General features: G+C 70.3%; 18 protein-coding genes. 4 read left to right on the top strand and 14 right to left on the bottom strand.

Annotated elements, in window-relative coordinates; genetic code table 11:
- Nucleotides 1–14: 14 nt before the first annotated feature.
- Nucleotides 15–1,694, top strand: coding sequence for a thiamine pyrophosphate-binding protein (locus AC07RV_RS42540; protein WP_296780470.1), 1,680 nt, complete (start codon nt 15–17; stop codon nt 1,692–1,694).
- Here AC07RV_RS42540 and AC07RV_RS42535 read toward each other — a convergent pair.
- Both AC07RV_RS42535 and AC07RV_RS42530 read right to left on the bottom strand, forming a co-directional pair.
- The gene (locus AC07RV_RS42535; protein WP_057597260.1) at nt 1,691–2,005 is read right to left on the bottom strand and encodes a hypothetical protein; all 315 of its coding nucleotides are present in this window, start codon (nt 2,003–2,005) and stop codon (nt 1,691–1,693) included. The genes AC07RV_RS42540 and AC07RV_RS42535 overlap by 4 nt on opposite strands.
- 6 nt (nt 2,006–2,011) lie before the next feature.
- Nucleotides 2,012–3,247, bottom strand: coding sequence for an ammonium transporter (locus AC07RV_RS42530; RefSeq protein WP_057597259.1), 1,236 nt, complete (start codon nt 3,245–3,247; stop codon nt 2,012–2,014).
- Nucleotides 3,248–3,663: 416 nt separating this feature from the next.
- Between AC07RV_RS42530 and AC07RV_RS42525 the strand changes: the two genes are divergently transcribed.
- On the top strand, nt 3,664–4,422 hold the full coding sequence (locus AC07RV_RS42525; RefSeq protein ID WP_296780471.1) for a sulfite exporter TauE/SafE family protein: 759 nt from the start codon (nt 3,664–3,666) through the stop codon (nt 4,420–4,422).
- A 53-nt stretch (nt 4,423–4,475) separates the two neighbouring features.
- Here AC07RV_RS42525 and AC07RV_RS42520 read toward each other — a convergent pair whose 3' ends face one another.
- From AC07RV_RS42520 to AC07RV_RS42500, 5 genes are all read right to left on the bottom strand, one after another.
- Complete coding sequence (locus tag AC07RV_RS42520) at nt 4,476–5,987, bottom strand: tripartite tricarboxylate transporter permease (RefSeq protein WP_093351011.1); 1,512 nt, start codon at nt 5,985–5,987, stop codon at nt 4,476–4,478.
- 13 nt (nt 5,988–6,000) lie between these two features.
- Nucleotides 6,001–6,489, bottom strand: a complete 489-nt coding sequence (locus AC07RV_RS42515) for a tripartite tricarboxylate transporter TctB family protein (RefSeq protein WP_093351008.1) — start codon at nt 6,487–6,489, stop codon at nt 6,001–6,003.
- Nucleotides 6,490–6,697: 208 nt separating this feature from the next.
- Nucleotides 6,698–7,153, bottom strand: coding sequence for an RNA-binding regulator (gene rbp, locus AC07RV_RS42510; protein ID WP_093351005.1), 456 nt, complete (start codon nt 7,151–7,153; stop codon nt 6,698–6,700).
- Nucleotides 7,154–7,343: 190 nt separating this feature from the next.
- On the bottom strand, nt 7,344–7,580 hold the full coding sequence (locus tag AC07RV_RS42505) for a DUF3820 family protein (protein WP_057597643.1): 237 nt from the start codon (nt 7,578–7,580) through the stop codon (nt 7,344–7,346).
- Complete coding sequence (locus AC07RV_RS42500) at nt 7,580–7,966, bottom strand: translation initiation factor Sui1 (protein ID WP_057597644.1); 387 nt, start codon at nt 7,964–7,966, stop codon at nt 7,580–7,582. Before AC07RV_RS42500 ends, AC07RV_RS42505 begins: the two co-directional genes overlap by 1 nt.
- 99 nt (nt 7,967–8,065) lie before the next feature.
- On the opposite strand from AC07RV_RS42500, the gene AC07RV_RS42495 reads away from it, so the two are divergent.
- Nucleotides 8,066–9,361, top strand: coding sequence for a DEAD/DEAH box helicase (locus AC07RV_RS42495; RefSeq protein ID WP_296780472.1), 1,296 nt, complete (start codon nt 8,066–8,068; stop codon nt 9,359–9,361).
- 10 nt (nt 9,362–9,371) lie between these two features.
- Here AC07RV_RS42495 and AC07RV_RS42490 read toward each other — a convergent pair whose 3' ends face one another.
- From AC07RV_RS42490 to AC07RV_RS42480, 3 genes are all read right to left on the bottom strand, one after another.
- Entirely contained in the window at nt 9,372–10,799 is a 1,428-nt protein-coding gene (locus AC07RV_RS42490) for a dipeptidase (protein ID WP_296780473.1), read from the bottom strand.
- An 11-nt stretch (nt 10,800–10,810) separates the two neighbouring features.
- Nucleotides 10,811–12,517 carry a carboxylesterase/lipase family protein gene (locus tag AC07RV_RS42485; RefSeq protein WP_296780475.1) on the bottom strand — a complete coding sequence of 569 codons (1,707 nt, stop codon included), beginning with the start codon at nt 12,515–12,517 and terminating at the stop codon, nt 10,811–10,813.
- 65 nt (nt 12,518–12,582) lie between these two features.
- A complete protein-coding gene (locus tag AC07RV_RS42480) occupies nt 12,583–13,626 on the bottom strand; it encodes a tripartite tricarboxylate transporter substrate binding protein (protein ID WP_296780477.1) in 1,044 nt (347 codons plus the stop codon).
- Between the two features lie 114 nt (nt 13,627–13,740).
- Here AC07RV_RS42480 and AC07RV_RS42475 point away from each other — a divergent pair, with 114 nt between their 5' ends.
- Nucleotides 13,741–14,673, top strand: a complete 933-nt coding sequence (locus tag AC07RV_RS42475; protein ID WP_296780479.1) for a LysR family transcriptional regulator — start codon at nt 13,741–13,743, stop codon at nt 14,671–14,673.
- Between the two features lie 3 nt (nt 14,674–14,676).
- Here the strand turns inward: AC07RV_RS42475 and AC07RV_RS42470 are convergent, their stop codons facing one another.
- From AC07RV_RS42470 to AC07RV_RS42455, 4 genes are all read right to left on the bottom strand, one after another.
- On the bottom strand, nt 14,677–14,985 hold the full coding sequence (locus tag AC07RV_RS42470) for a Dabb family protein (protein ID WP_296780481.1): 309 nt from the start codon (nt 14,983–14,985) through the stop codon (nt 14,677–14,679).
- Between the two features lie 178 nt (nt 14,986–15,163).
- Entirely contained in the window at nt 15,164–16,324 is a 1,161-nt protein-coding gene (locus AC07RV_RS42465; protein WP_093350984.1) for an acyl-CoA dehydrogenase family protein, read from the bottom strand.
- Between the two features lie 78 nt (nt 16,325–16,402).
- On the bottom strand, nt 16,403–17,209 hold the full coding sequence (locus AC07RV_RS42460; RefSeq protein WP_296780485.1) for an MHYT domain-containing protein: 807 nt from the start codon (nt 17,207–17,209) through the stop codon (nt 16,403–16,405).
- A 143-nt stretch (nt 17,210–17,352) separates the two neighbouring features.
- Nucleotides 17,353–18,696, bottom strand: a complete 1,344-nt coding sequence (locus AC07RV_RS42455) for a hypothetical protein (RefSeq protein ID WP_296780488.1) — start codon at nt 18,694–18,696, stop codon at nt 17,353–17,355.
- Between the last annotated feature and the right edge of the window lie 591 nt (nt 18,697–19,287).

The following is a 19,287-nucleotide window of genomic DNA, read 5'->3' as shown; positions in this document are numbered from 1 at the left end:
ATCGGAGCCCTCTCGTGACCCCCACCTCCCGCACCGGCGGCCAGCTCCTGGTCGACCAGCTCGTCCTGCACGGCGTCGAGCAGCTGTTCTGCGTTCCCGGCGAAAGCTTCCTCGCGGTGCTCGATGCGCTGCATGACGCCTCGATCGCCGTCACCGTCTGCCGCCAGGAGGGCGGCGCCACCATGATGGCCGAGGCGCAGGGCAAGCTCACCGGCCGGCCCGGCGTGTGCTTCGTCACGCGCGGACCGGGCGCGACCAATGCCTCGGCCGGCGTGCACATCGCGCACCAGGACTCGACGCCGCTGCTGCTGTTCGTGGGCCAGGTGGCGCGCGAGGCGCTGGGGCGCGAGGCCTTCCAGGAGCTCGACTACGGCGCGGTGTTCGGCACCATGGCCAAGTGGGTGGTGCAGATCGACGACCCCGCGCGCGTGCCCGAGCTGGTGTCGCGCGCCTTCCACGTGGCGACCTCGGGCCGGCCCGGCCCGGTGGTGATCGCGCTGCCCGAGGACATGCTGACCGAGGCCGCCGCGGTGGCCGATGCGCTGCCCTACGCGGTGACCGAAACCCATCCGGGCGCGGCGCAGATCGCCGAGCTGCAGCAGCGCCTCGCGCAGGCCGAGCGGCCGGTGGTGGTGCTCGGCGGCAGCCGCTGGTCGGCCGAGGCCGCGCAGCAGTTCGCGCAATTCGCCGAGGCCCACTCGCTGCCCGTGTACTGCTCGTTCCGGCGCCAGATGCTGCTGTCGGCCGAGCATCCCTGCTACGCGGGCGATCTGGGGCTGGGCGCCAATCCGCGCATGCTGCAGCGCATCCGCGAGGCCGACCTGGTGCTGCTGGTCGGCGGCCGGCTGTCGGAGGTGCCGTCGCAGGGCTACGAGCTGCTGGCCATTCCGCAGCCCGCGCAGGCGCTGGTGCACGTGCATGCCGATGCCGACGAGCTCGGCAAGCTCTACCGGCCCGTGCTGGGCATCCATGCCACGCCGCGTGCCTTCGCCGAGGCGGTGGCCGGGCTGAAGCCGGCGCAGGCGCCGGCCTGGAAGTCACGCACTGCCGAGGCGCGCGAGGAGTTCCTGCGCTGGAGCGATCCGGCGCCGATCCGCGTGCCGGGTCCGCTGCAGATGGGCGAGGTGATGCAGCACCTGCGCGAGGTGCTGCCGCACGACACCATCTTCTGCAACGGCGCGGGCAACTTCGCGACCTGGGTGCACCGCTTCTGGCCGTTCCGCGCCTTCGCGAGCCAGCTCGCGCCCACCAGCGGCTCGATGGGCTACGGCCTGCCGGCCGGGGTCGGCGCGAAGCGGCTGTGGCCGCAGCGCGAGGTGGTGGTGTTCGCGGGCGACGGCGACTTCCTGATGCACGGCCAGGAGTTCGCGACCGCGGTGCAGTACGGGCTGCCGATCCTCGTGGTGCTGCTCGACAACGCCATGTACGGCACCATCCGCATGCACCAGGAGCGCCACTACCCGGGCCGCATCAGCGCCACGCAACTGAAGAACCCCGACTTCCGCGGCTATGCCGAGGTGTTCGGCGGCCACGGCGAGCGCGTCACGAGCACCGCCGAGTTCGGCCCCGCGCTGGCGCGCGCGCGGGCCAGCGGCAAGCCCGCGATCCTGCACTGCGTGCTCGATCCGGAGGCGATCACGCCGTCGACCACGCTGCAGGCGATCCGCGATACCGCGCTCGCGAAGAGCGCCTAGCGCAGGCCGCCGATGTACTTCGGCGGCGGCTGCCGCCCGCTGCCGTCGGGCAGCCGCGCCGCGGCCTCGAGCCGCGCGGCGCGCGCCAGCGGCTCCATCGCCTGCTCGAGCCGCAGCGCGATGGCCGCGAGCTCGTCGTCGTGGGTCTCGGCCGCATGCGCGCGCGCGAAGCGCACCATCTCGGTGGCGTACTCGGCATTGACGGCCATCCACTCGGTGTCGGTCACGCGGCCGTGCTTGCGGCGCAGGGCCACGTGCAGGCGCGCCGCGAGCGCGATGCGCTCGCTTTCGGACAGGACGTGGCCATCCATCGCGGTTCAGCCTCCGATGTGTTCGCGGTGCTGGGCCAGGTCGAGCCCCTGCACCTCGCTGTCGGGATCGACGCGCAGCCCCACCAGCACGCGCACCAGGAACAGCACGATCGCGGTGCCGGCCGCGCTGTAGACCGCCACGCCGCCGACCGCGATCGCCTGCGTCAGCACGTTGCCGCTGGCGCCCGAGATGGCCTTGTCGGCGAACACGCCTGTGAGCAGCGCGCCCACGATGCCGCCGATGCCGTGCACGCCGAACACGTCGAGCGAATCGTCCGCGCCCAGCAGGCGCTTGAGGCCGGTGGCGCCCCAGTAGCAGGCCAGGCCGGCGATGGCGCCGATGGCCAGCGCCGAGGGCGGCGTGACGAAGCCCGCAGCCGGCGTGATCGCCACCAGCCCCGCGACCAGCCCCGAGCACAGGCCCAGCAGCGAGGGGCTGCGGCGCACCGTCCACTCGGCGATCATCCAGCTCGCGGCGCCCGCGGCGGCCGCCACGTGCGTGACCAGCATCGCGAGGCCCGCGCGTCCGTCGGCCGCCACCGCCGAGCCCGCATTGAAGCCGAACCAGCCCACCCACAGCAGGCTGGCGCCGGCCATGGTGAAGGCCAGGTTGTAGGGCTCGAAGGGCTCGCGGCCATAGCCGCGGCGCGGGCCCAGCGCATAGGCGCAGACCAGCCCCGCCACGCCCGCATTGACGTGCACCACCGAGCCGCCCGCGAAGTCGAGCGCGCCCATCTGCGCGAGCCAGCCGCCGGGCTCCCAGACCCAGTGCGCGATCGGCGCATAGACCAGCACGCTCCACAGCAGCGCGAACCACAGCACGGCCGAGAAGCGCATGCGCTCGACGAAGGCGCCGAGCACCAGCGCGGTGGTGATGATCGCGAAGCTCAGCTGGAACATCGCGTAGACCGTCTCGGGCACGTTGGGCGCCACGTGGCTCACGGCCAGCGTGCCGGCGTCCTTCAGGTAGTCGAAGCCCGCGAACCAGAAGCGCCCGGTGCCGCCGAGCCAGGGCCAGCCGGGCGTGAAGGCCAGCGAGTAGCCGAGCGCGAACCAGGTCAGCGACACCACCGCGGCGATGGCGACCACGCAGGCCATGGTGGCGAGCACGTTCTTGCGCCGCACCATGCCGGCGTAGAAGAGCGCGATGCCCGGCAGCGTCATCAGCAGCACCAGCACCGTGGAGGTCATCATCCACGCGGTGTCCGCGGCGCTGATGGAGGCTTGCGGTACCAGGGCCATGGCGGCGGTCTCTTCTTGGAGTGGTGGTCCGGACTCTGTGCACAAGTCGTGCCACATCGTTAACTGCGTGAAACACTTTGGTTTGCTACGCCGTGCGCGAAAGTAAGGCAAAGCGGGTAATTCCCAATGCACTGCGGCGGTGCACCCCCTAAAGTCCAGCCACTCGCGAACGGGCCCTGCTCGTGCTGCCGAGGGCCGAGGAGACAAATTCCCGATCGACAAGAACAATCATCCAAAAGGCTACATCCGAGAGCCGGGTTGAAAAATTCAGAAGCGCCGCTGGTCGGCGCTTTTTTTTGCCTGTCGCTTTCGCATCTGCGCCCCGATTCCTTGCCTTGAAAAGCGGCCAGAGAGTCGGATGTGTCGACCTCTGTAGCTACTCTTTCGATAGCGATGCCGATGCGACAATCGCGGCCATGGAAATGTGGCTGATGACCGCGGCCTCGCTGCTCGCGGGGTTCGTGGATGCGATCGTGGGTGGGGGTGGACTGATCCTGGTGCCGGCGCTGTTCGCCGCCTTCCCCGGCGCGCCGCCGGCCACGTTGCTGGGCACCAACAAGAGTGCGTCGATCTGGGGCACGGCCGCTTCGGCGGCGCAGTTCAGCCAGCGCGTGCAGATGCGCTGGGGCGCGCTGTGGCCGGCCGCGCTGGCCGGTTTCTGCGGCGCGCTGGCCGGCGCCTGGGGCGTCACCCAGTTCCCGGGCGATTTCCTGCGCCGCGCGCTGCCCGCGATCCTGCTGGCGGTGCTGCTCTACACCCTGGCGCGCAAGGACATGGGGCGCCACCACGCGCCGCGCTTCACCGGCCGCGCCGAAACGCTCGCGGCCTGCAGCATCGGCCTGGGCATCGGCGTCTACGACGGCTTCTTCGGCCCCGGCACGGGCAGCTTCCTGGTGTTCCTGTTCGTGCGCTGGATGGGCTACGACTTCCTCAACGCCTCGGCCTCGGCCAAGGTCATCAACGTGCTCACCAACGGCGCGGCGCTGCTGCTGCTCGCGCTCAAGGGCCACGTCTGGTGGCACTACGGGCTGGCGATGGCGGTCGCCAACGTGGCCGGCAGCCTGATCGGCACGCGCGTGGCGCTCAGGCACGGCGCGGGCTTCGTGCGGATCGTGTTCATGGTCGTGGTCAGCGTGCTGATCCTCAAGACCGCGTACGACGCCTTCCTCCAATAGAAAAGGCCCCGGGGCGAACCGGGGCCTTTTCTTTCATGGGATGCGCGGGGCGCTCAATCCTCGACGAAGGCTTCCTCGCGCTTGGACTTCACCGCAGGCAGCAGCACGATGCCCAGCAGCAGCGCCGCGGCCACCAGCAGGCCGGCCGACAGCGGCCGCGTGACGAACACGCTCCAGGCGCCGCGCGACAGCAGCAGCGCGCGGCGCAGGTTCTCTTCCATCATCGGCCCGAGGATGAAGCCCAACAGCAGCGGGGCCGGCTCGGTGCGCAGCTTGAGGAACAGGTAGCCGACGAAGCCGAAGATCGCGACCATCCAGACGTCGAAGGTGTTGTTGTTGGTCGAGTACACGCCGATGGCGCAGAACAGCACGATCGCCGGGAACAGGAACTTGTAGGGCACCGTCAGCAGCTTGATCCACATGCCGATCAGTGGCAGGTTCAGGATGATCAGCATCGCGTTGCCGATCCACATCGAGGCGATCAGGCCCCAGAACAGCTCGGGGTTGCTGGTCATCACCTGCGGACCGGGCTGGATGTTGTGGATCGTCATCGCGCCCACCATCAGCGCCATCACGGCGTTGGGCGGAATGCCCAGCGTCAGCAGCGGAATGAAGGAGGTCTGCGCGCCGGCGTTGTTGGCCGACTCGGGCGAGGCCACGCCGCGGATGTTGCCTTTGCCGAAGGGCACTTCGCCCGGGCGCATCTTGATCTTCTTCTCGAGCGCATAGGCCGCGAAGGCCGCCAGCAGCGCGCCGCCGCCCGGCAGGATGCCCAGGGCCGAACCGAGGGCCGTGCCGCGCAGCACCGCGGGCGTCATGCGCTTGAAGTCGTCCTTGGTGGGCCACAGGCCCTTGACCTTGTGCGTGAAGACCTCGCGCTCGTCGTCGGGCTGCGAGAGGTTGCCGATGATTTCGCCGTAGCCGAACACGCCCATGGCGATCACCACGAAGCCGATGCCGTCGGTCAGTTCGGGAATGTCGAAGCTGAAGCGCGCCACGCCCGAGTTCACGTCGGTGCCGACGATGCCCAGCAGCAGGCCCAGCACGATCATCGCCACCGCCTTGAGCAGCGAGCCCGAGGCCAGCACCACGGCGCCGATCAGGCCCAGCACCATCAGCGAGAAGTACTCGGCCGGACCGAACTTGAAGGCCAGCTCGGTCAGCGGCGGCGCGAAGGCGGCCAGGATCAGCGTGCCGACGCAGCCCGCGAAGAACGAGCCCAGGCCCGCGGCCGCGAGCGCCGGGCCCGCGCGGCCCTGCCTTGCCATCTGGTAGCCGTCGATGCAGGTCACGACCGAGGACGACTCCCCGGGCAGGTTGACCAGGATGGCGGTGGTCGATCCGCCGTACTGGGCGCCGTAGTAGATGCCGGCCAGCATGATCAGCGCCGAGACGGGCGGCAGCGCGTAGGTCGCGGGCAGCAGCATCGCGATGGTGGCGACCGGGCCGATGCCCGGCAGCACGCCGATCAGCGTGCCCAGGATGCAGCCGACCAGGCAGTACAGCAGGTTGGTGAAGGTGAAGGCGACGCCGAAGCCGGTCGCGAGGTTGTGGAACAGTTCCATGGCGGTGTGCTCCTCAACCGGCGATGAAGGTGGGCCAGACCTGGATCTGGAGCTTGAGCGCCCAGATGAAGGCCACGTAGCTGCCCGCCGCGAGGATGGTGGCGAGCACCAGCACGTCGCGCAGGTTGAAGTGTTCGCCCGCCATGCTCGAGATGATGGTGAGCGCGTAGATCGCGATGATCATTCCCATGGCCGGCAGGCCGATGCTCGGCAGGCCGCCCAGCAGCACGCCGAAGGCCAGGTTGGCGCCCAGCACGTAGGCCAGCGGCTTCCAGGCCCATTTGCCGATCGGGTCGCCGTCGGTGGTCTCGACCACCATGGCCTGGAACATGATCCCCAGCCCGAGCAGCGCGAGCAGGATGCCCAGCATGAGCGGGAAGTAACCGGGACCCATGCGGGCCCCGTCGCCGATGTTGTATGCGGTGGCGCCGATGGCGAAGGCGCCGCCCACGGCCGTGAACATGACTCCTGAAAAGAAGTCGGCCTGGCTCTTGATTTTCATGTCTCTCGACCCTCTGTTTTGGAGGGATGAGGGTCGTTTCCGGCGGCTGACCGCTGGCTGACCTGACCGGTAGGGACTAATGCGTAGCGCTTACTACGGGTAAGCCCGCGCGGCCCCGAGACGGGGGTGGCGCAGAAACGAAAAAAGCTCCCGAAGGAGCTTTTTCAGTGAAAGGCGGCAGGGCCGCCATTCGATGGGGTGCGAGGGCTTAGTAGCCGCCGCGGCCGTAGCCGTCGTCGCTGCCACCGCCGCCGCCGTAGCCGCCACCGCTGCGGCCACCACCGCCGCCGCCGTAGCCGCCGCCACCGCCGCTGCGACCACCGCCGCCGCCGCCGTAACCGCCGCCGCCGCCACCACCGCCGTAACCGCCGCCACCACCACCGTAGCCGCCGCCACCGCTACGGGGCGGGCGGGCTTCCATCGGACGGGCTTCGTTCACGGTCAGGGCACGGCCCTGGACCGGCTGGCCGTTCAGGCCGGCGATCGCGGCTTGCGCCTCGGCGTCGGTACCCATTTCCACGAAGCCGAAGCCCTTGGAGCGGCCGGTGTCACGTTCCATCATGACCTTGGCGCTGACGATGGCACCGTAGGCGCCGAAAGCTTGCTCCAGGTCGTTGTCACGGATCGAGTAGGCGAGATTGCCCACGTAAAGTTTCTTGCCCATGAAAGGGACTCCTCAACTCAAAAAAACCAAATAACAGAAAAAGCGATGGAGTCCCAGAATCACAACAAACAAAGGCGCTGTGCGCGAAACTGACCGATCACCGGATAACGTGCACGGGAGCCGATGGCTCACTGACACGTAGCGGCGATTATCCCGGTTTGGCCGGGAAATCAAGCTTTTAATTGCACATTCATCGGGAAACCTCTGATCCCGACGGGCGGTTTCGCAACGGTTTGAGCAGGCCGGAGAGCCCGTTGTGGTCTATTTCATGCATCAAGGCGAGCAGCCGGCCGATCTCTCCCGGGGGAAAACCCTCGCGCGCGAACCAGGTCAGGTAGTTGCCCGGCAGGTCGGCGATCAGCGTTCCCTTGTATTTGCCGAAGGGCATCGCCAGCGTGACCAGGCGCTCGAGGTCCTCGGGTTTCATCAGCGGCCTCCCGCGCGCTTGACCGTGTGGCCCAGCTTGGTGAGCGTGGCGATCACCTGTTCGCGGTGGTCGCCCTGGATCTCGATCGTGCCGTCCTTCACCGTGCCGCCGGTGCCGCAGGCCGCCTTGAGCTGCTTGCCGAGCGAAAGCAGGGCCGCCGCGTCGAGCGCCACGCCCTTCACCACGGTCACGCCCTTGCCTTTTCTGCCCGCGGTCTCGTGCGACACACGCACAATGCCATCGGCGGCGCGCAGCCGCGCCTGCTCGGCGAGGTCCTTGCAGCGGCATTGCGCCAGCGGTTCGCCGCAATCGGGGCACATGCGGCCGCCGGCCTCGGTCGAATACACCAGCCGGGTGGCCGCCGGGTTGTCCTTGTGGGTTGCCATGTTCTTGCGTTCTCTTCGTTCCCGATCTCTTTTCTACCAGCCCAGACGAGCCTTTCCGATGCACCTGCCGCCCGCCTTCTTCCGTGGGGAGACCGCCGCTTGACCGCTGCGCCCACCCCGTCCTTCGCATCGCTGGGGCTGGCCCCGGCGCTCGTGCGCGCCGCCGCCGAACGCGGCTACGCCGAGCCGACCGCGATCCAGGCCGCGGCCATTCCCGCGATTCTGCAGGGGCGCGACCTGCGCGGCTCGGCCCAGACCGGCTCGGGCAAGACCGCGGCATTCTCGCTGCCGCTGCTGCACCGGCTGGCCGCCGACTCGGCCGGGGGTGAGCGCCGGCTTCGCGCGCTGGTGCTGGTGCCCACGCGCGAGCTCGCGGCCCAGGTCGGCGAGACTTTGCGCGACCTGGCGCGCGCACTGCCCGACCGGTTGCGCATCGCCGTGGTGTTCGGCGGCGTGTCGATCAATCCGCAGCTCATGGGCCTGCGCGGCGGCGCCGACCTGATCGTCGCCACCCCGGGCCGGCTGCTCGACCTGGTCGAGCACAACGCGCTGCGGCTGGACGCGATCGCCACCCTGGTGCTCGACGAGGCCGACCGCCTGTTCGACCTGGGCTTCGCCGAGGAGCTGGGCCGCATCCTCGCGCAGCTGCCGGCGAAGCGGCAGAACCTGCTGTTCTCGGCCACCTTCCCGCAGGCGATCCAGGCGCTGGCCGACCGCATGCTGCGCGACCCCGAAACGATCGACGTGCAGGGCGAGCCCGGCACCGCGCCCGACATCGTGCAGCGCGCGATCGAGGTCGACAGCACCCGCCGCACCCAGCTTTTGCGCCACCTGCTCGAGCAGCACGGCGAGGCCTGGGGCCGCGTGCTGGTCTTCGTCGCGACCCAGCATGCCGCGCAGACCGTGGCCGAGAAGCTCTACCGCCACGGCATCTATGCCGTGCCCTTCCACGGCGACATCTCGCAGGGCGCGCGCACCGACATCCTCGACCAGTTCAAGCAGAGCCGTTGGGACGTGGTGGTGGCCACCGACCTGGCCGCGCGCGGCCTCGACATCGCGCGGCTGCCGGTGGTCGTCAACTACGACCTGCCGCGTTCGCCCACCGACTACGTGCACCGCATCGGCCGCACCGGCCGCGCGGGCGAGAGCGGCCTGGCGATCAGCTTCGTGACGCCGGCCTCCGAGGCGCATTTCCGCCTGATCGAGAAGCGCCAAAACCGGCGCGTGCCGCGCGAGCGCATCGAGGGCTTCGAGCCCACCGAGGTCGCGCCGCCCTTGGTCGACGCGAGCGGCACGGGCGGGATCAAGGGCACGCGGCCGAGCAAGAAGGACAAGCTGCGCGCGGCGCAGGCCGCGGAAGCGGCGAAGGCCGGCAAGCCGCCGGCAGGGAGTTGAGCCCGCGCGCTCAGTGCCCGTGGAACCGTGCCGGCGGGTACGACGCCAGTTCCGCCAGCAGCAGCGTCCACGCGCGCGCGCCCTGCTGGATCGACGCCAGCCGGAAGAACTCGTTCGGCGCGTGCACGTCCTCGTCGGGCAGGTTGAAGCCGAACATCAGCGTGTCGATGCCCAGCGTCTCCTTGAACAGCGCGGTGACCGGCACGCTCGCGCCCAGGCGCACATGGATCGGCCGCCGGCCGCTCTCGCGCTCGAGCACGGCCTCGGCTGCGCGCACCAGCGGATGCGCGGGCGCGAGGGTGGAGGCCGGCGAGCCCTCGTGCAGCGCGACGGTCTCGAGCGTGCAGCCCGGCGGGCAGTGCGCCTGCAGGTGGCGCAGCACGGCGCGGATGACGGCGCCCGGATCCTGGCCCGCGACCACGCGCGCGGTCAGCTTGGCGCCGGCCTCGCAGGGCACGATGGTCTTGCCGCCCTCGCCGGTGTAGCCGCCCCACAGGCCGTTGACGTCGAGCGCGGGGCGCAGCGTGATGCGCTCGCGCGCGCTGTAGCCGGGCTCGCCGTGGTCGCTGCCGCCCACGTCCGCGAAGAAGGCCGCCTCGTCGTAGGGAAAGGCCGCGGTGTCGGCGCGCTGCCGCGGCGTCGGCGGCTGCGCGCCGGCATGGAAACCCTCGACCGCCACGCCGCCGTCGGCATGGTGCAGCGAGGCGATGAGCCGCGCCATCTCGTGCAGCGCGTTGCGCACGCCGCCGCCGTAGCGGCCCGAGTGCAGGTCCTTGTGCGCGCTGCGCAGGCGCACCTCGAGCTGCGCATTGCCGCGCGCGCCGGTGTTGATCGTCGGCACCTCGGCGCTCGCGCGGCCGCCGTCGGCCGACAGCACCGCGTCGGCCCGCAGCAGCGCGCGGTGGCGCTCGACCAGGCGGCGCAGCGAGGGGCTGCCGGTCTCCTCCTCGCCCTCGAGGAAGACCTTGATGTTGACCGGGCAGCCGCCGCGCACCGCGAGGAAGGCGGCGATGGTCTCGAGCGCGATGGTGGTCGAGCCCTTCACGTCGGAACTGCCGCGCGCATAGAGCCGGCCGTCGACCGTGGCCGGCTCGAATGGCGGCGTGCGCCACAGCGCGAGCGGGTCGGCGGGCTGCACGTCGTAGTGGCCGTAGACCATCAGGGTCGGCTTGCCGGGCGCGCCGTTCCATTCGCCGTACACCGCGGGCTCGCCGCCGCCGTCGAGCAGCTGCACCTCGTGCAGGCCGATGGCGCGCAGCCGCTCGAGCAGGAAGCGGCGCGCCGTGTCCATGCCGGGCGCGAAGGCCGGGTCGGCGCTCACGCTCGGAATGCGCAGGAAGTCTTCGAGCCAGGCCACGATGGGCTGCTGGCGCGCCGCGAGGTGGTCGATGACGGCCTGCGTGCCGGCGTCCGCGGAAGGGGAGTCTGTGGAATGCATGGTGGTGTTCATCAGTAGATCGGCGGGAACGCGCCCGGCCCCCACAGCGTGTCGCAGCGGTGCGTGCGCTCGAAGTCGCCGCGCGTGACGCCGATCGCGGGATAGCCGAAGGCGATCAGCGCGGGGTCGGCCGGGGAGGCGAAGCGCGGCCAGGGCGTGGCGACCGGCGTGCCCTGGTTCGGATCGCCGCTGCGCACGAAGTTGAGCAGGTAGCTGCTCATCTGCGCGGCGAGCGCCCGGCGCTGCGTGGCCACGGCGGCGTCGCCGCCCGCGGCCGTGGTGTCGGCGGCATCGAGGTACGGATAGCCCGCGAGCTGGTCGGCCATGTCGCCGAAATAGAAGCTGTCCATGCCGTGCGCGCTGCCGTAGTAGAAGGCCGAGGGCTTGGCGGGGAAGGACAGCACCGGGTCGGTGAACTCCCAGCCGTAGACCGGCACCCAGGCCGAGAGCGCGCCGCGCCGCGCGCTGTTGCCGCAGGCGTACATGCCGTCGCCGATGGCGCGCGCGACGCCCTGCGCCGGCACCGCGAAGCGAGAGAGCGGGTAGGCCGCCTCGATGGCCGTGGTGTCGAAGCCCGCGGGCGCGAGGCCGCGCAGGTAGAACGGGTAGACGTCGGCGCCGAGCCTGGTGTCGACGAACAGGGTGCCCTCGTCGTACACGCCGCCGATCATCACCGGCACCTGGTTGAAGTTGCCGCTCTCGAAGGCGCGCGCCGGCACCTGCGTGAGCACCTGCGCGTCGACCGTGGGCCGCCACTTGCTGCCGCCCACGGCCAGCAGCGCCGAGGCCGGCAGGCCGCGCAGGCAGGCGACGGTGGCGGCGTCGTCGGCCTTGCCGGCGCAGCCCAGCCTGGCGACCGCGGCATCGCCGATGCCCAGCGCCGTGTCCATGCCCTGGTTCGAGTACTCGCCGCCACCGCCGCTCTGCATCACGGCGCGGTGGAACAGGCCCCGGGCCTTCGGCGACTGCAGCAGCGAGAAGCTCTGCGTGGCGCCGGCCGAGGTGCCCCAGATCGTGACCTTGCCCGCGTCGCCGCCGAACGAAGCGATGTTGCGCTGCACCCATTCGAGCGCGGCGATCTGGTCCATCAGCGCGAAGTTGCCGAGGCTGCCGTCGCGGTTGAGCGCGCGCAGCGAGCGGTTGGCGAGGTAGCCGAGCGCGCCGAGCCGGTAGTTGAAGCTCACCACCACGACGCCGCCGCGCGCCGCGAGCGTGCCCGAGGCCTGCGAGCCCGAGCCGAGCACGAAGGCGCCGCCGTGGATGTAGACCAGCACCGGCAGCCGGTCGCCGGGTTTCGCGTCCGCGGGCTTCCAGACATTGAGATAGAGGCAGTCCTCGGCCGAGCGGCCGTCGACATTGGTCTCGGGCGCCTGCAGGCAGGCGGTGCCGAAGGCCTGGGCCTGCAGCGTCGCGTCGTGCGCGGCGGGCGGCCGCGGCGGCGCCCAGCGCAGGTCGCCGACCGGCGGGCGTGCATAGGGAATGCCGAGGAAGGCGACCAGCCCGTCCTGGCGCTGGCCCGCGACCGGGCCTTCGGCGGTGCTGGCGAGCGCGAGGTCGGGCGCGGCCGGCGGTGGCGGCGCGGGCGTGGCGACCGGTGGCAGCGCGAAGTTCGCGGCACCGCCGCCTCCACCGCCGCAGGCCGCGAGCGCGGTGCACAGGATCGCGGCCAGGGCCAGCGGCAGGGCGCGACGAGGCGCCCTTCGATCGAGGGTCGTCATAAGTCTCCTTCGGGCCGGCGAGCGGCCTCTCTTCAGTCGATGGGGGGAAAGAAAAAGCGGCGCGCTCAGGGCGACTCGTAGCCCACGGTGCGCACCAGCTCGCGGTAGCGCGCGATCTCCGCGCGGTAGAACTTCTCGGCCGCCTCCAGGCTCATCGGCTGGAAGATCGTCTTGGCCTGCGCCTCGAGCTGGGCGCGCGCATGGGCATTGGCGAGCCCGCTCTCGATCGCGGCGTTGAGCCGCTCGGCCACCGGCTGCGGCGTGCCCTTCTTCACCGCGTAGGCGGTCCAGATGCTGAAGTCGAAGCCCTTCATCGACACCGAGTCCGCGCTCGAGGGCACGTCCTCGAACGGCGCCGGCAGGCGGCCGCCCGAGAGCGCGCCGATCACGCGCAGCTTGCCCTGGCGCGCGTAGTCGGCATAGAAGGCCTGGTAGGGCATGAAGGCGAAGTCGATCTGGCCGCCGAGCAGGTCCTGCAGCAGCGGCGCGCCGCCCTTGTAGGGCACGTGCGTGGCGTTCGCGCCGGCGCGCTTGGCGAACAGCTCGCCCAGCAGGTGGTAGAGCGTGCCCGGGCCGGTCGAGCCGTAGCTCAGCGGCGCGTCCTTGGCGCGGGTGCGCGCCAGCGCCACCAGCTCGTCGAGCGTGCGCGCGGGCAGCTTGTCGTTGACCACCACCACCAGCGGCGAGATCGCGACCGGCGCCACCAGCTGGAAGTCCTCGGGGCGGTAGCGCACGCTTCGGTTGACCATGCCCGAGAGGATCAGCTCGCTGGGCGAGCCCTGGAACAGGGAGTGGCCGTCGGCCGGTGCCGCGAGCACCTTGTTGGCGGCGATGGCGCCGGCCGCGCCGCCGAGGTTCTCGACGATCACCTGCCCACCCAGCGCCTTGGCCACCGGCTCGGCGAGCGCGCGCGCCGTGAAGTCGCTGGCCGCGCCGGCCGGGTACGGCACCATCAAGGTGACCAGCTTCGAGGGAAAGGTCGCGGGCTGCGCCCAGGCGCCGGAGCCCACGGCCGCAAGACCGGCGAGGGCCACGGCGAGCGCCAGGGCGCCGCGGCGGCGGGACAGCCCGGGCGACAGCCGGGAGAAGCGTTGCGAGAAGCCGTGCATGGGGCGATTCCTTGGGTCGAAAGCAGTACGCGACGGATGCTAGAAATCGCCCCTCTATCTGTCCAATGCATTGTTTTTCTGCTTATCATGATCTGGACTCATGATCGGCACGCCATGAATTTGCAGCAACTCGAGCACCTGCTCGCGCTCGCCGAAACCGGCTCCTTCAGCCGCGCCTCCGAGAAGGTGCACCTCACGCAGCCCGCGCTCAGCCGCAGTATCCAGATGCTCGAGCAGGAGCTCGGCATGCCGCTCGTCGACCGCATCGGCAAGCGCAACGAGCTCACGCCCTTCGGCGCGATGGTGCTGGCACGCGCGCGGCGCATCTCGAGCGAGGCGCAGGAGCTGCGCCGGGCCGCGGCGCTGTTGAGCGACGGGCAGGCGGGCCAGCTGCGGCTGGGCCTGGGCGCGGCGCCGGGCGCGCTGTTCTCGGCGCCGCTCCTGATCCACATGCTGCGCGACTACCCGCGCGTCGGCCTCGAGCTGCATGGCGGCGGGCCCGAGCAGCAGCTCGCGGCGCTGCGCGCGCGTGCCATCGATGCGCTGCTGATCACCTACCGCGCGCTCTCGCCGAGCGAGGACCTGCGCATCGAGGTGCTGCCCACCCTGCGCTCGGGCTTCGTCTGCCGGCGCGGCCATCCGCTGGCAAGGCGCCTGCGCGAGGCGGGCGCGCTGGCCTTCGCCGAGCTCGCGCGCTTTCCGCTGATCTCCACGCGCGTGAGCGACGACGTCGCGCGCCGCCTGGTCGAGCGCTACGGCAGCGAGGCCAGTCCGCAGCGCTGGCTGCAGGTGTCCTCGGAAGAGATCGGCGTGCTGGTGGAAGCCGTGCGCAACACCGACGCGATCTTCCTCGGCGTGCTCGCCGTCACGCGCGCGCTGCGCGACGGCGGCGAACTGGTCGAGCTGGCCGTGGCGCCGCAGGCCGGGCTCGATGCGCAGTTCGCCTTCGTCACGCTCGAGGGCCGCACCGAGGCGCCCGCGCTGCAGATCGTGCGCGGCTTCTGCATGGCGCTGGCGCGCAGGGAGTCGGCGGCCGAGCAGGGGTAGCCGTCAGCCGGGGTCGGCCGCGAAATCCACCTGGTGCCGCGCGATCCGCAGATCGCCCAGCGCCTCGCGCACGCGCAGGTGCGCCGGATGCGTGGCATAGCCGTCGAGCGAGGCCTGGCTGTCGAACTCCGAATACAGCACCACGTCGCAGGCATACGCGACGCGGCTCGAGTCGACGCCGACCTCGATGCGCAGCAGGCCCGGGACCTGGCCGCGCAGCGACTCGAACTGCTGCTTCACGAACTGCGTGGCGCGCGCCTTGTCCTCGGCCGTGTCGGCGCGCAGGTCCCACATCACGATGTGCTTGAACATGGCGCGGGGATGCTGGCCTGCTGCGGCCAGAGGGAATGAAAGACGAAGATCACGCGAGGGCTCCAGCTGCTCGCGGGGCAGGGAAGGAGCCCGCGGCGTGCGGACGATGGTATGCAGGCGCGGCGCGAAAGACCGCGTCGCCGCTGGAGAACTGTTTTCCGCTGGTGGCGCTCCGGGCTCAGTCGCGCGGCGGCCGCTTCGCGATGCCCATGGTCTTCGCGAGGATGCCGAGCATCACCTCGTCGGCGCCGCCGCCGATCGAGGCCAGCCGGCCGTCGCGGTACAGCCGCGAGACGCGGTTCTCGAGCGTGAACCCCATGCCGCCCCAGAACTGCAGGCAGGTGTCGGCCACCTCGCGCGTGAGCCGGCCGGTCTTGAGCTTGGCCATCGAGGCCAGCTCGGTCACGTCCTGGCCCTGCACGTGCAGGTCGCAGGCGCGGTAGGTCAGCGCGCGCAGCGCCTCGACCTCGGTCTTGAGCTCGGCCAGCTTGAACTGCACCCACTGCTGGTCGGCCAGCGTGCCGCCGAACAGCTTGCGCTGCTGGGCCCATTCGATGGTCTGCGCGATGCAGTCGTCCATCGGCTCGAGCGAGCTGGCCGCGCACCACAGCCGCTCTTCCTGGAACTGCTGCATCTGGTAGACGAAGCCCTGGCCTTCCTCGCCGATGCGGTAGCGCTGCGGCACGCGCACGTTGTCGAAATAGATCAGGCCGGTGTCGCTCGAGTGCATGCCGATCTTGCGGATCTTCTTCGCCTTCTCGATGCCGGGGCTGTCCATCGGCACGATCACCAGCGACTTGTTGCGGTGCACCGGGCCGTCGCCGGTGTTGACCAGCATGCACATCCAGTCGGCCTGCAGGCTGTTGGTGATCCACATCTTCTGGCCGCTGATGAGGTAGTCGTCCCCATCCTTGCGCGCATGGCTCTTGAGCCCCGCCACGTCGCTGCCCGCGCCCGGCTCGGACACGCCGATGCAGCCCACGGTGTCGCCCGCGATCGCCGGCGCGAGGAACTCGCGGCGCAGTTCGTCGCTGCCGAAGCGCGCGAGCGCGGGGGTGCACATGTCGGTCTGCACGCCGATCGCCATCGGCACGCCGCCGCAGCTCACGTGGCCCAGCGCCTCGGCCAGCGCCATCGCGTACGAGTAGTCGAGGCCGGCGCCGCCGTAGGCCTCGGGCTTGTTGAGGCCCAGCAGGCCCAGGTTGCCGAGCTTCTTGAAGACCTCGTGCGCGGGGAAGGTCTCGGCCGCCTCCCACTCGTCGACGTGCGGATTGATCTCCTCGTCGATGAAGCGGCGCAGGGTCTTCTGGATCTCGAGGTGTTCGTGCGTGTAGTGCATGGTGTCCGTACGGGCGGGGCGCTCCCGGCCCCGATCGCAGGAACTCTAGGCGCGCCCCGGCCGTGGGGCTTGCGCCAACTAGCTGGTGCGCGCGCGGCGCGCGGTGGCCGGTGCCGGCCGCGCGTTCGAGGCGGCCGAGATCGGCGACTCGATGCTGTTGCCGGTGAGCACCCAGTAGATGAAGATCAGCACCGCGCCGGCCGTGCCGAACACCGTGAGGCCCATGTAGCTGCCGCCGATGGCGAGCGCATCGACCGGGGCGGCGGCGGTGCAGACCATGGTGGCCGCGCTCATGCCCACGTAGTGCATGGTGCAGACCGCCAGGCCCATCACGGCTGCGGCGCCGATCTGCAGGCTCAGCTTGCGCACGTTGAAGGCCAGCCACAGCGCGGCGGCGGCGGCGCTGATGGCGATCAGCACCGACAGCCCGACCGCCATCGGATCGAACTGCATCGACGCGCGCATGTTCATCGCGAACATGCCCATGTAGTGCATCACGCACACGCCCAGGCCCGCCAGCAGGCTGCCCGCGAGCCAGCCCGCGCGGCTGAACTTGCGGCGCCCGCCCGCGAGGTAGAGCGCGATGCCCGAGATCAGGATCGCGGCCACCAGCGAGACCACGGTCAGCGGCATGTTGTAGGCGATCGAGACCGGCAGCCGGTACGCCAGCATGCCGATGAAGTGCATCGACCAGATGCCGATGCCGCCGAGCGCCACCGCCGCGCAGGCCACGGCCGCGAGGTTCGGGCGGCCGTCGGCGCCGACCATGCGCCCGGCGCAGATCAGCGCGGTCAGCGAGCCGGCGAAGGAAATGAAGTACGACAGTGCCACCAGCCCCAACGAGTATTCGGGCGACAGCAGCTGGCCTGCGACGAGCGGTGTCATGGTTGTCCTTTCGACAGGAAGACGGCACCGCTCGCCCCCGGAAATCGGTGGTACCGGACCGTTCCGGGCGAGTTTGTAATGTTTGTTTTTAAAAGTAAACTGGTTTTTTGCAATTCTGTTTAGATTACTTTTCTCTTAATTTTTTAGCGCTGAGGCCGGATCCGGTATATCGCGTTGTTCCGGTCCGCCGCCATGTAGACCGTGCCGTCGGGCCCGACCGCCACGCCGGTCACCACGTAGGGCGGCGGCAGTCCGGGCCCGGGCGCCAGCCCGATCGGCAGGTTCTCGGCGATGGTGCGGCGCGAGCCATCGGCCGGGTCGATCTCCACCAGCCGCCGCGCCGCGCTCTCGGCCACCACGAAGCTGCCCCAGGGCGTCTGGGCCAGGCCCTCGGGCAGCGCGAGCTTGTCGGCGATGGTGCGCAGCGGCGCGCTGGCATCGAGCGGAATGCGCAGCAGCTTGCCGGCCGCCTCGGTCACGTAGAGCGCGCCGTCGCGGCCGATCACCATCTGCACCGGCCCGTTGAGCCCGCTCGCGATCACCTGCCGCTCGGCGAACTTCGCGCCGCTCGCGCGCGTGATGCTGCCGGTGGCGATCTCGGCGTAGATCACGCTGCCATCGGGCATCGGGATCGCATCGAACGGCGCCTTCAGGCCGTGGATCGTCTCCACCGTCTTCAGCGTCTGCCGGTCGACCAGCTGCACCGTGCCCGTGAACCACGAGCTCAGCGCGAACAGCCGCGCCGAGAGCCCGACCGCGAACGGGTACTCGAGCTCGGGCTCGCGCTGCATGCGGAACACGTCGCGCACCTCGCCGTTGCGCACGTCCACCCGCCGGAAGCCGAACACGTCGGCGACCCAGAGGTCGTTGCCGTCGAGCTTCATGCCGGCCGGCACCGCGAGCTTGCCGCCGGTGAGCGTGCGCAGCTCGCCGGTCGCGGGCTCGAAGGCCATGACCTCGTTGTCGGCCATGTTCGAGATGTAGATCGTGCCTTCGGGCGCGATCGCGAGGTTGTCGAGCGAAGGCTTGAGCTGCTTCGCGACCGTCTTGCGGCCGGTGGCGAGCTCGACCTTCACGAGCTCGCCGCTGCGCGCGTCGACCACCCAGAGATTGCCCTTGCCGTCGAGGTTGGCCGCGGCCGGGATCTGGAAGCCGTCGGCGATCGGCGTGATGCGCCCGTCGGCCGGATCGATCTTCACCACCTGGTTCTTGAACCACAGCGGTCCGTAGAGCATGCCGTCGGGCCCGACCTCGAAGCCGTTGAAGCCGCCCATGTCCTTGCGGATCAGCCGCGGCGGCTTCTGGCCCGCGCGGTCGATCTCCCACAGCGCGTCGCCGAGGAACACCTGCGAGGCGTAGAGCTTGCCGTTGCGCGGGTCGAAGGCCAGGGAGTTGAGGCCGGGCAGGTCCTTCGCGAGGACGCGCAGGGGGGCGGTGTCGTGCTCGCGGTAGCGCAGCATGCCCATGAGGTAGTTGGTCCATGCCATCTCGCCTTGGGGGCCGATGGCGATGTCGTCGGACTGGCCTTCGGGGGCGTCGATCAGGATCTTGGCTGCACCTGTTTTTCGGTCGACTTCCCAGAGGGTGTTGCCGAGGACCGAGCCTGCTAGCAGGCGGCCCTTCTGGTCGATGGCGAGGCCGTGGACGCCGGAGAAGGAGGAGGGGGGGACCAGGGGCTCTGGGGGGTGCCAGGCTGTGGGTCTTGTGGTGACGAGGGGTGGGGACGGTACGGGTGCCGGCTCTGGTGTCTGTGCGACTGCTGGGGGCGTTGACGGTTGGCTTGTTGTCGTTGTTGTCGTGCTGCAGGCGGCGAGCCAGACGGCCGTGGTGGCGATCGCGAAGCGACGGAACAGGGGGCAGGTGGGCACGGGGTCTCCTTCTCTCTTCTCTTTGTTCGGCGTTGTTTGAGGCGCGCGGGGGAGTCTAGGGAATGTGGAGGGGGAATTGGTCGCTGGTGAGACAGGGGTTTGGGTTTTCTTAAGGTGCTCTTCTTGTTGAGATCGTTGGCCGGGTCTCGCCCCGGCGGGCGAGTCACTTTCTTTTGCTTCGCCAAAAGAAAGTAACCAAAGAAAAGGCGA

The organism is Variovorax sp. GW821-FHT09B01 (assembly GCF_059418345.1).
This window is presented reverse-complemented; position numbering and strand designations above follow the sequence as displayed.

Coding starts and splice junctions, on each gene's coding strand:
- AC07RV_RS42460 (WP_296780485.1), bottom strand. CDS start 17,209: ATGACACCGCTCGTCGCAGGCCAGCTGCTGTCGCCCGAATACTCGTTG.
- AC07RV_RS42470 (WP_296780481.1), bottom strand. CDS start 14,985: ATGTTCAAGCACATCGTGATGTGGGACCTGCGCGCCGACACGGCCGAG.
- AC07RV_RS42515 (WP_093351008.1), bottom strand. CDS start 6,489: ATGAAAATCAAGAGCCAGGCCGACTTCTTTTCAGGAGTCATGTTCACG.
- AC07RV_RS42465 (WP_093350984.1), bottom strand. CDS start 16,324: ATGCACTACACGCACGAACACCTCGAGATCCAGAAGACCCTGCGCCGC.
- AC07RV_RS42485 (WP_296780475.1), bottom strand. CDS start 12,517: ATGACGACCCTCGATCGAAGGGCGCCTCGTCGCGCCCTGCCGCTGGCC.
- AC07RV_RS42505 (WP_057597643.1), bottom strand. CDS start 7,580: ATGAAACCCGAGGACCTCGAGCGCCTGGTCACGCTGGCGATGCCCTTC.
- AC07RV_RS42475 (WP_296780479.1), top strand. CDS start 13,741: ATGAATTTGCAGCAACTCGAGCACCTGCTCGCGCTCGCCGAAACCGGC.
- AC07RV_RS42480 (WP_296780477.1), bottom strand. CDS start 13,626: ATGCACGGCTTCTCGCAACGCTTCTCCCGGCTGTCGCCCGGGCTGTCC.
- AC07RV_RS42500 (WP_057597644.1), bottom strand. CDS start 7,966: ATGGCAACCCACAAGGACAACCCGGCGGCCACCCGGCTGGTGTATTCG.
- AC07RV_RS42520 (WP_093351011.1), bottom strand. CDS start 5,987: ATGGAACTGTTCCACAACCTCGCGACCGGCTTCGGCGTCGCCTTCACC.
- AC07RV_RS42455 (WP_296780488.1), bottom strand. CDS start 18,696: ATGGCATGGACCAACTACCTCATGGGCATGCTGCGCTACCGCGAGCAC.
- AC07RV_RS42535 (WP_057597260.1), bottom strand. CDS start 2,005: ATGGATGGCCACGTCCTGTCCGAAAGCGAGCGCATCGCGCTCGCGGCG.
- AC07RV_RS42490 (WP_296780473.1), bottom strand. CDS start 10,799: ATGCATTCCACAGACTCCCCTTCCGCGGACGCCGGCACGCAGGCCGTC.
- AC07RV_RS42525 (WP_296780471.1), top strand. CDS start 3,664: ATGGAAATGTGGCTGATGACCGCGGCCTCGCTGCTCGCGGGGTTCGTG.
- AC07RV_RS42530 (WP_057597259.1), bottom strand. CDS start 3,247: ATGGCCCTGGTACCGCAAGCCTCCATCAGCGCCGCGGACACCGCGTGG.
- rbp (WP_093351005.1), bottom strand. CDS start 7,153: ATGGGCAAGAAACTTTACGTGGGCAATCTCGCCTACTCGATCCGTGAC.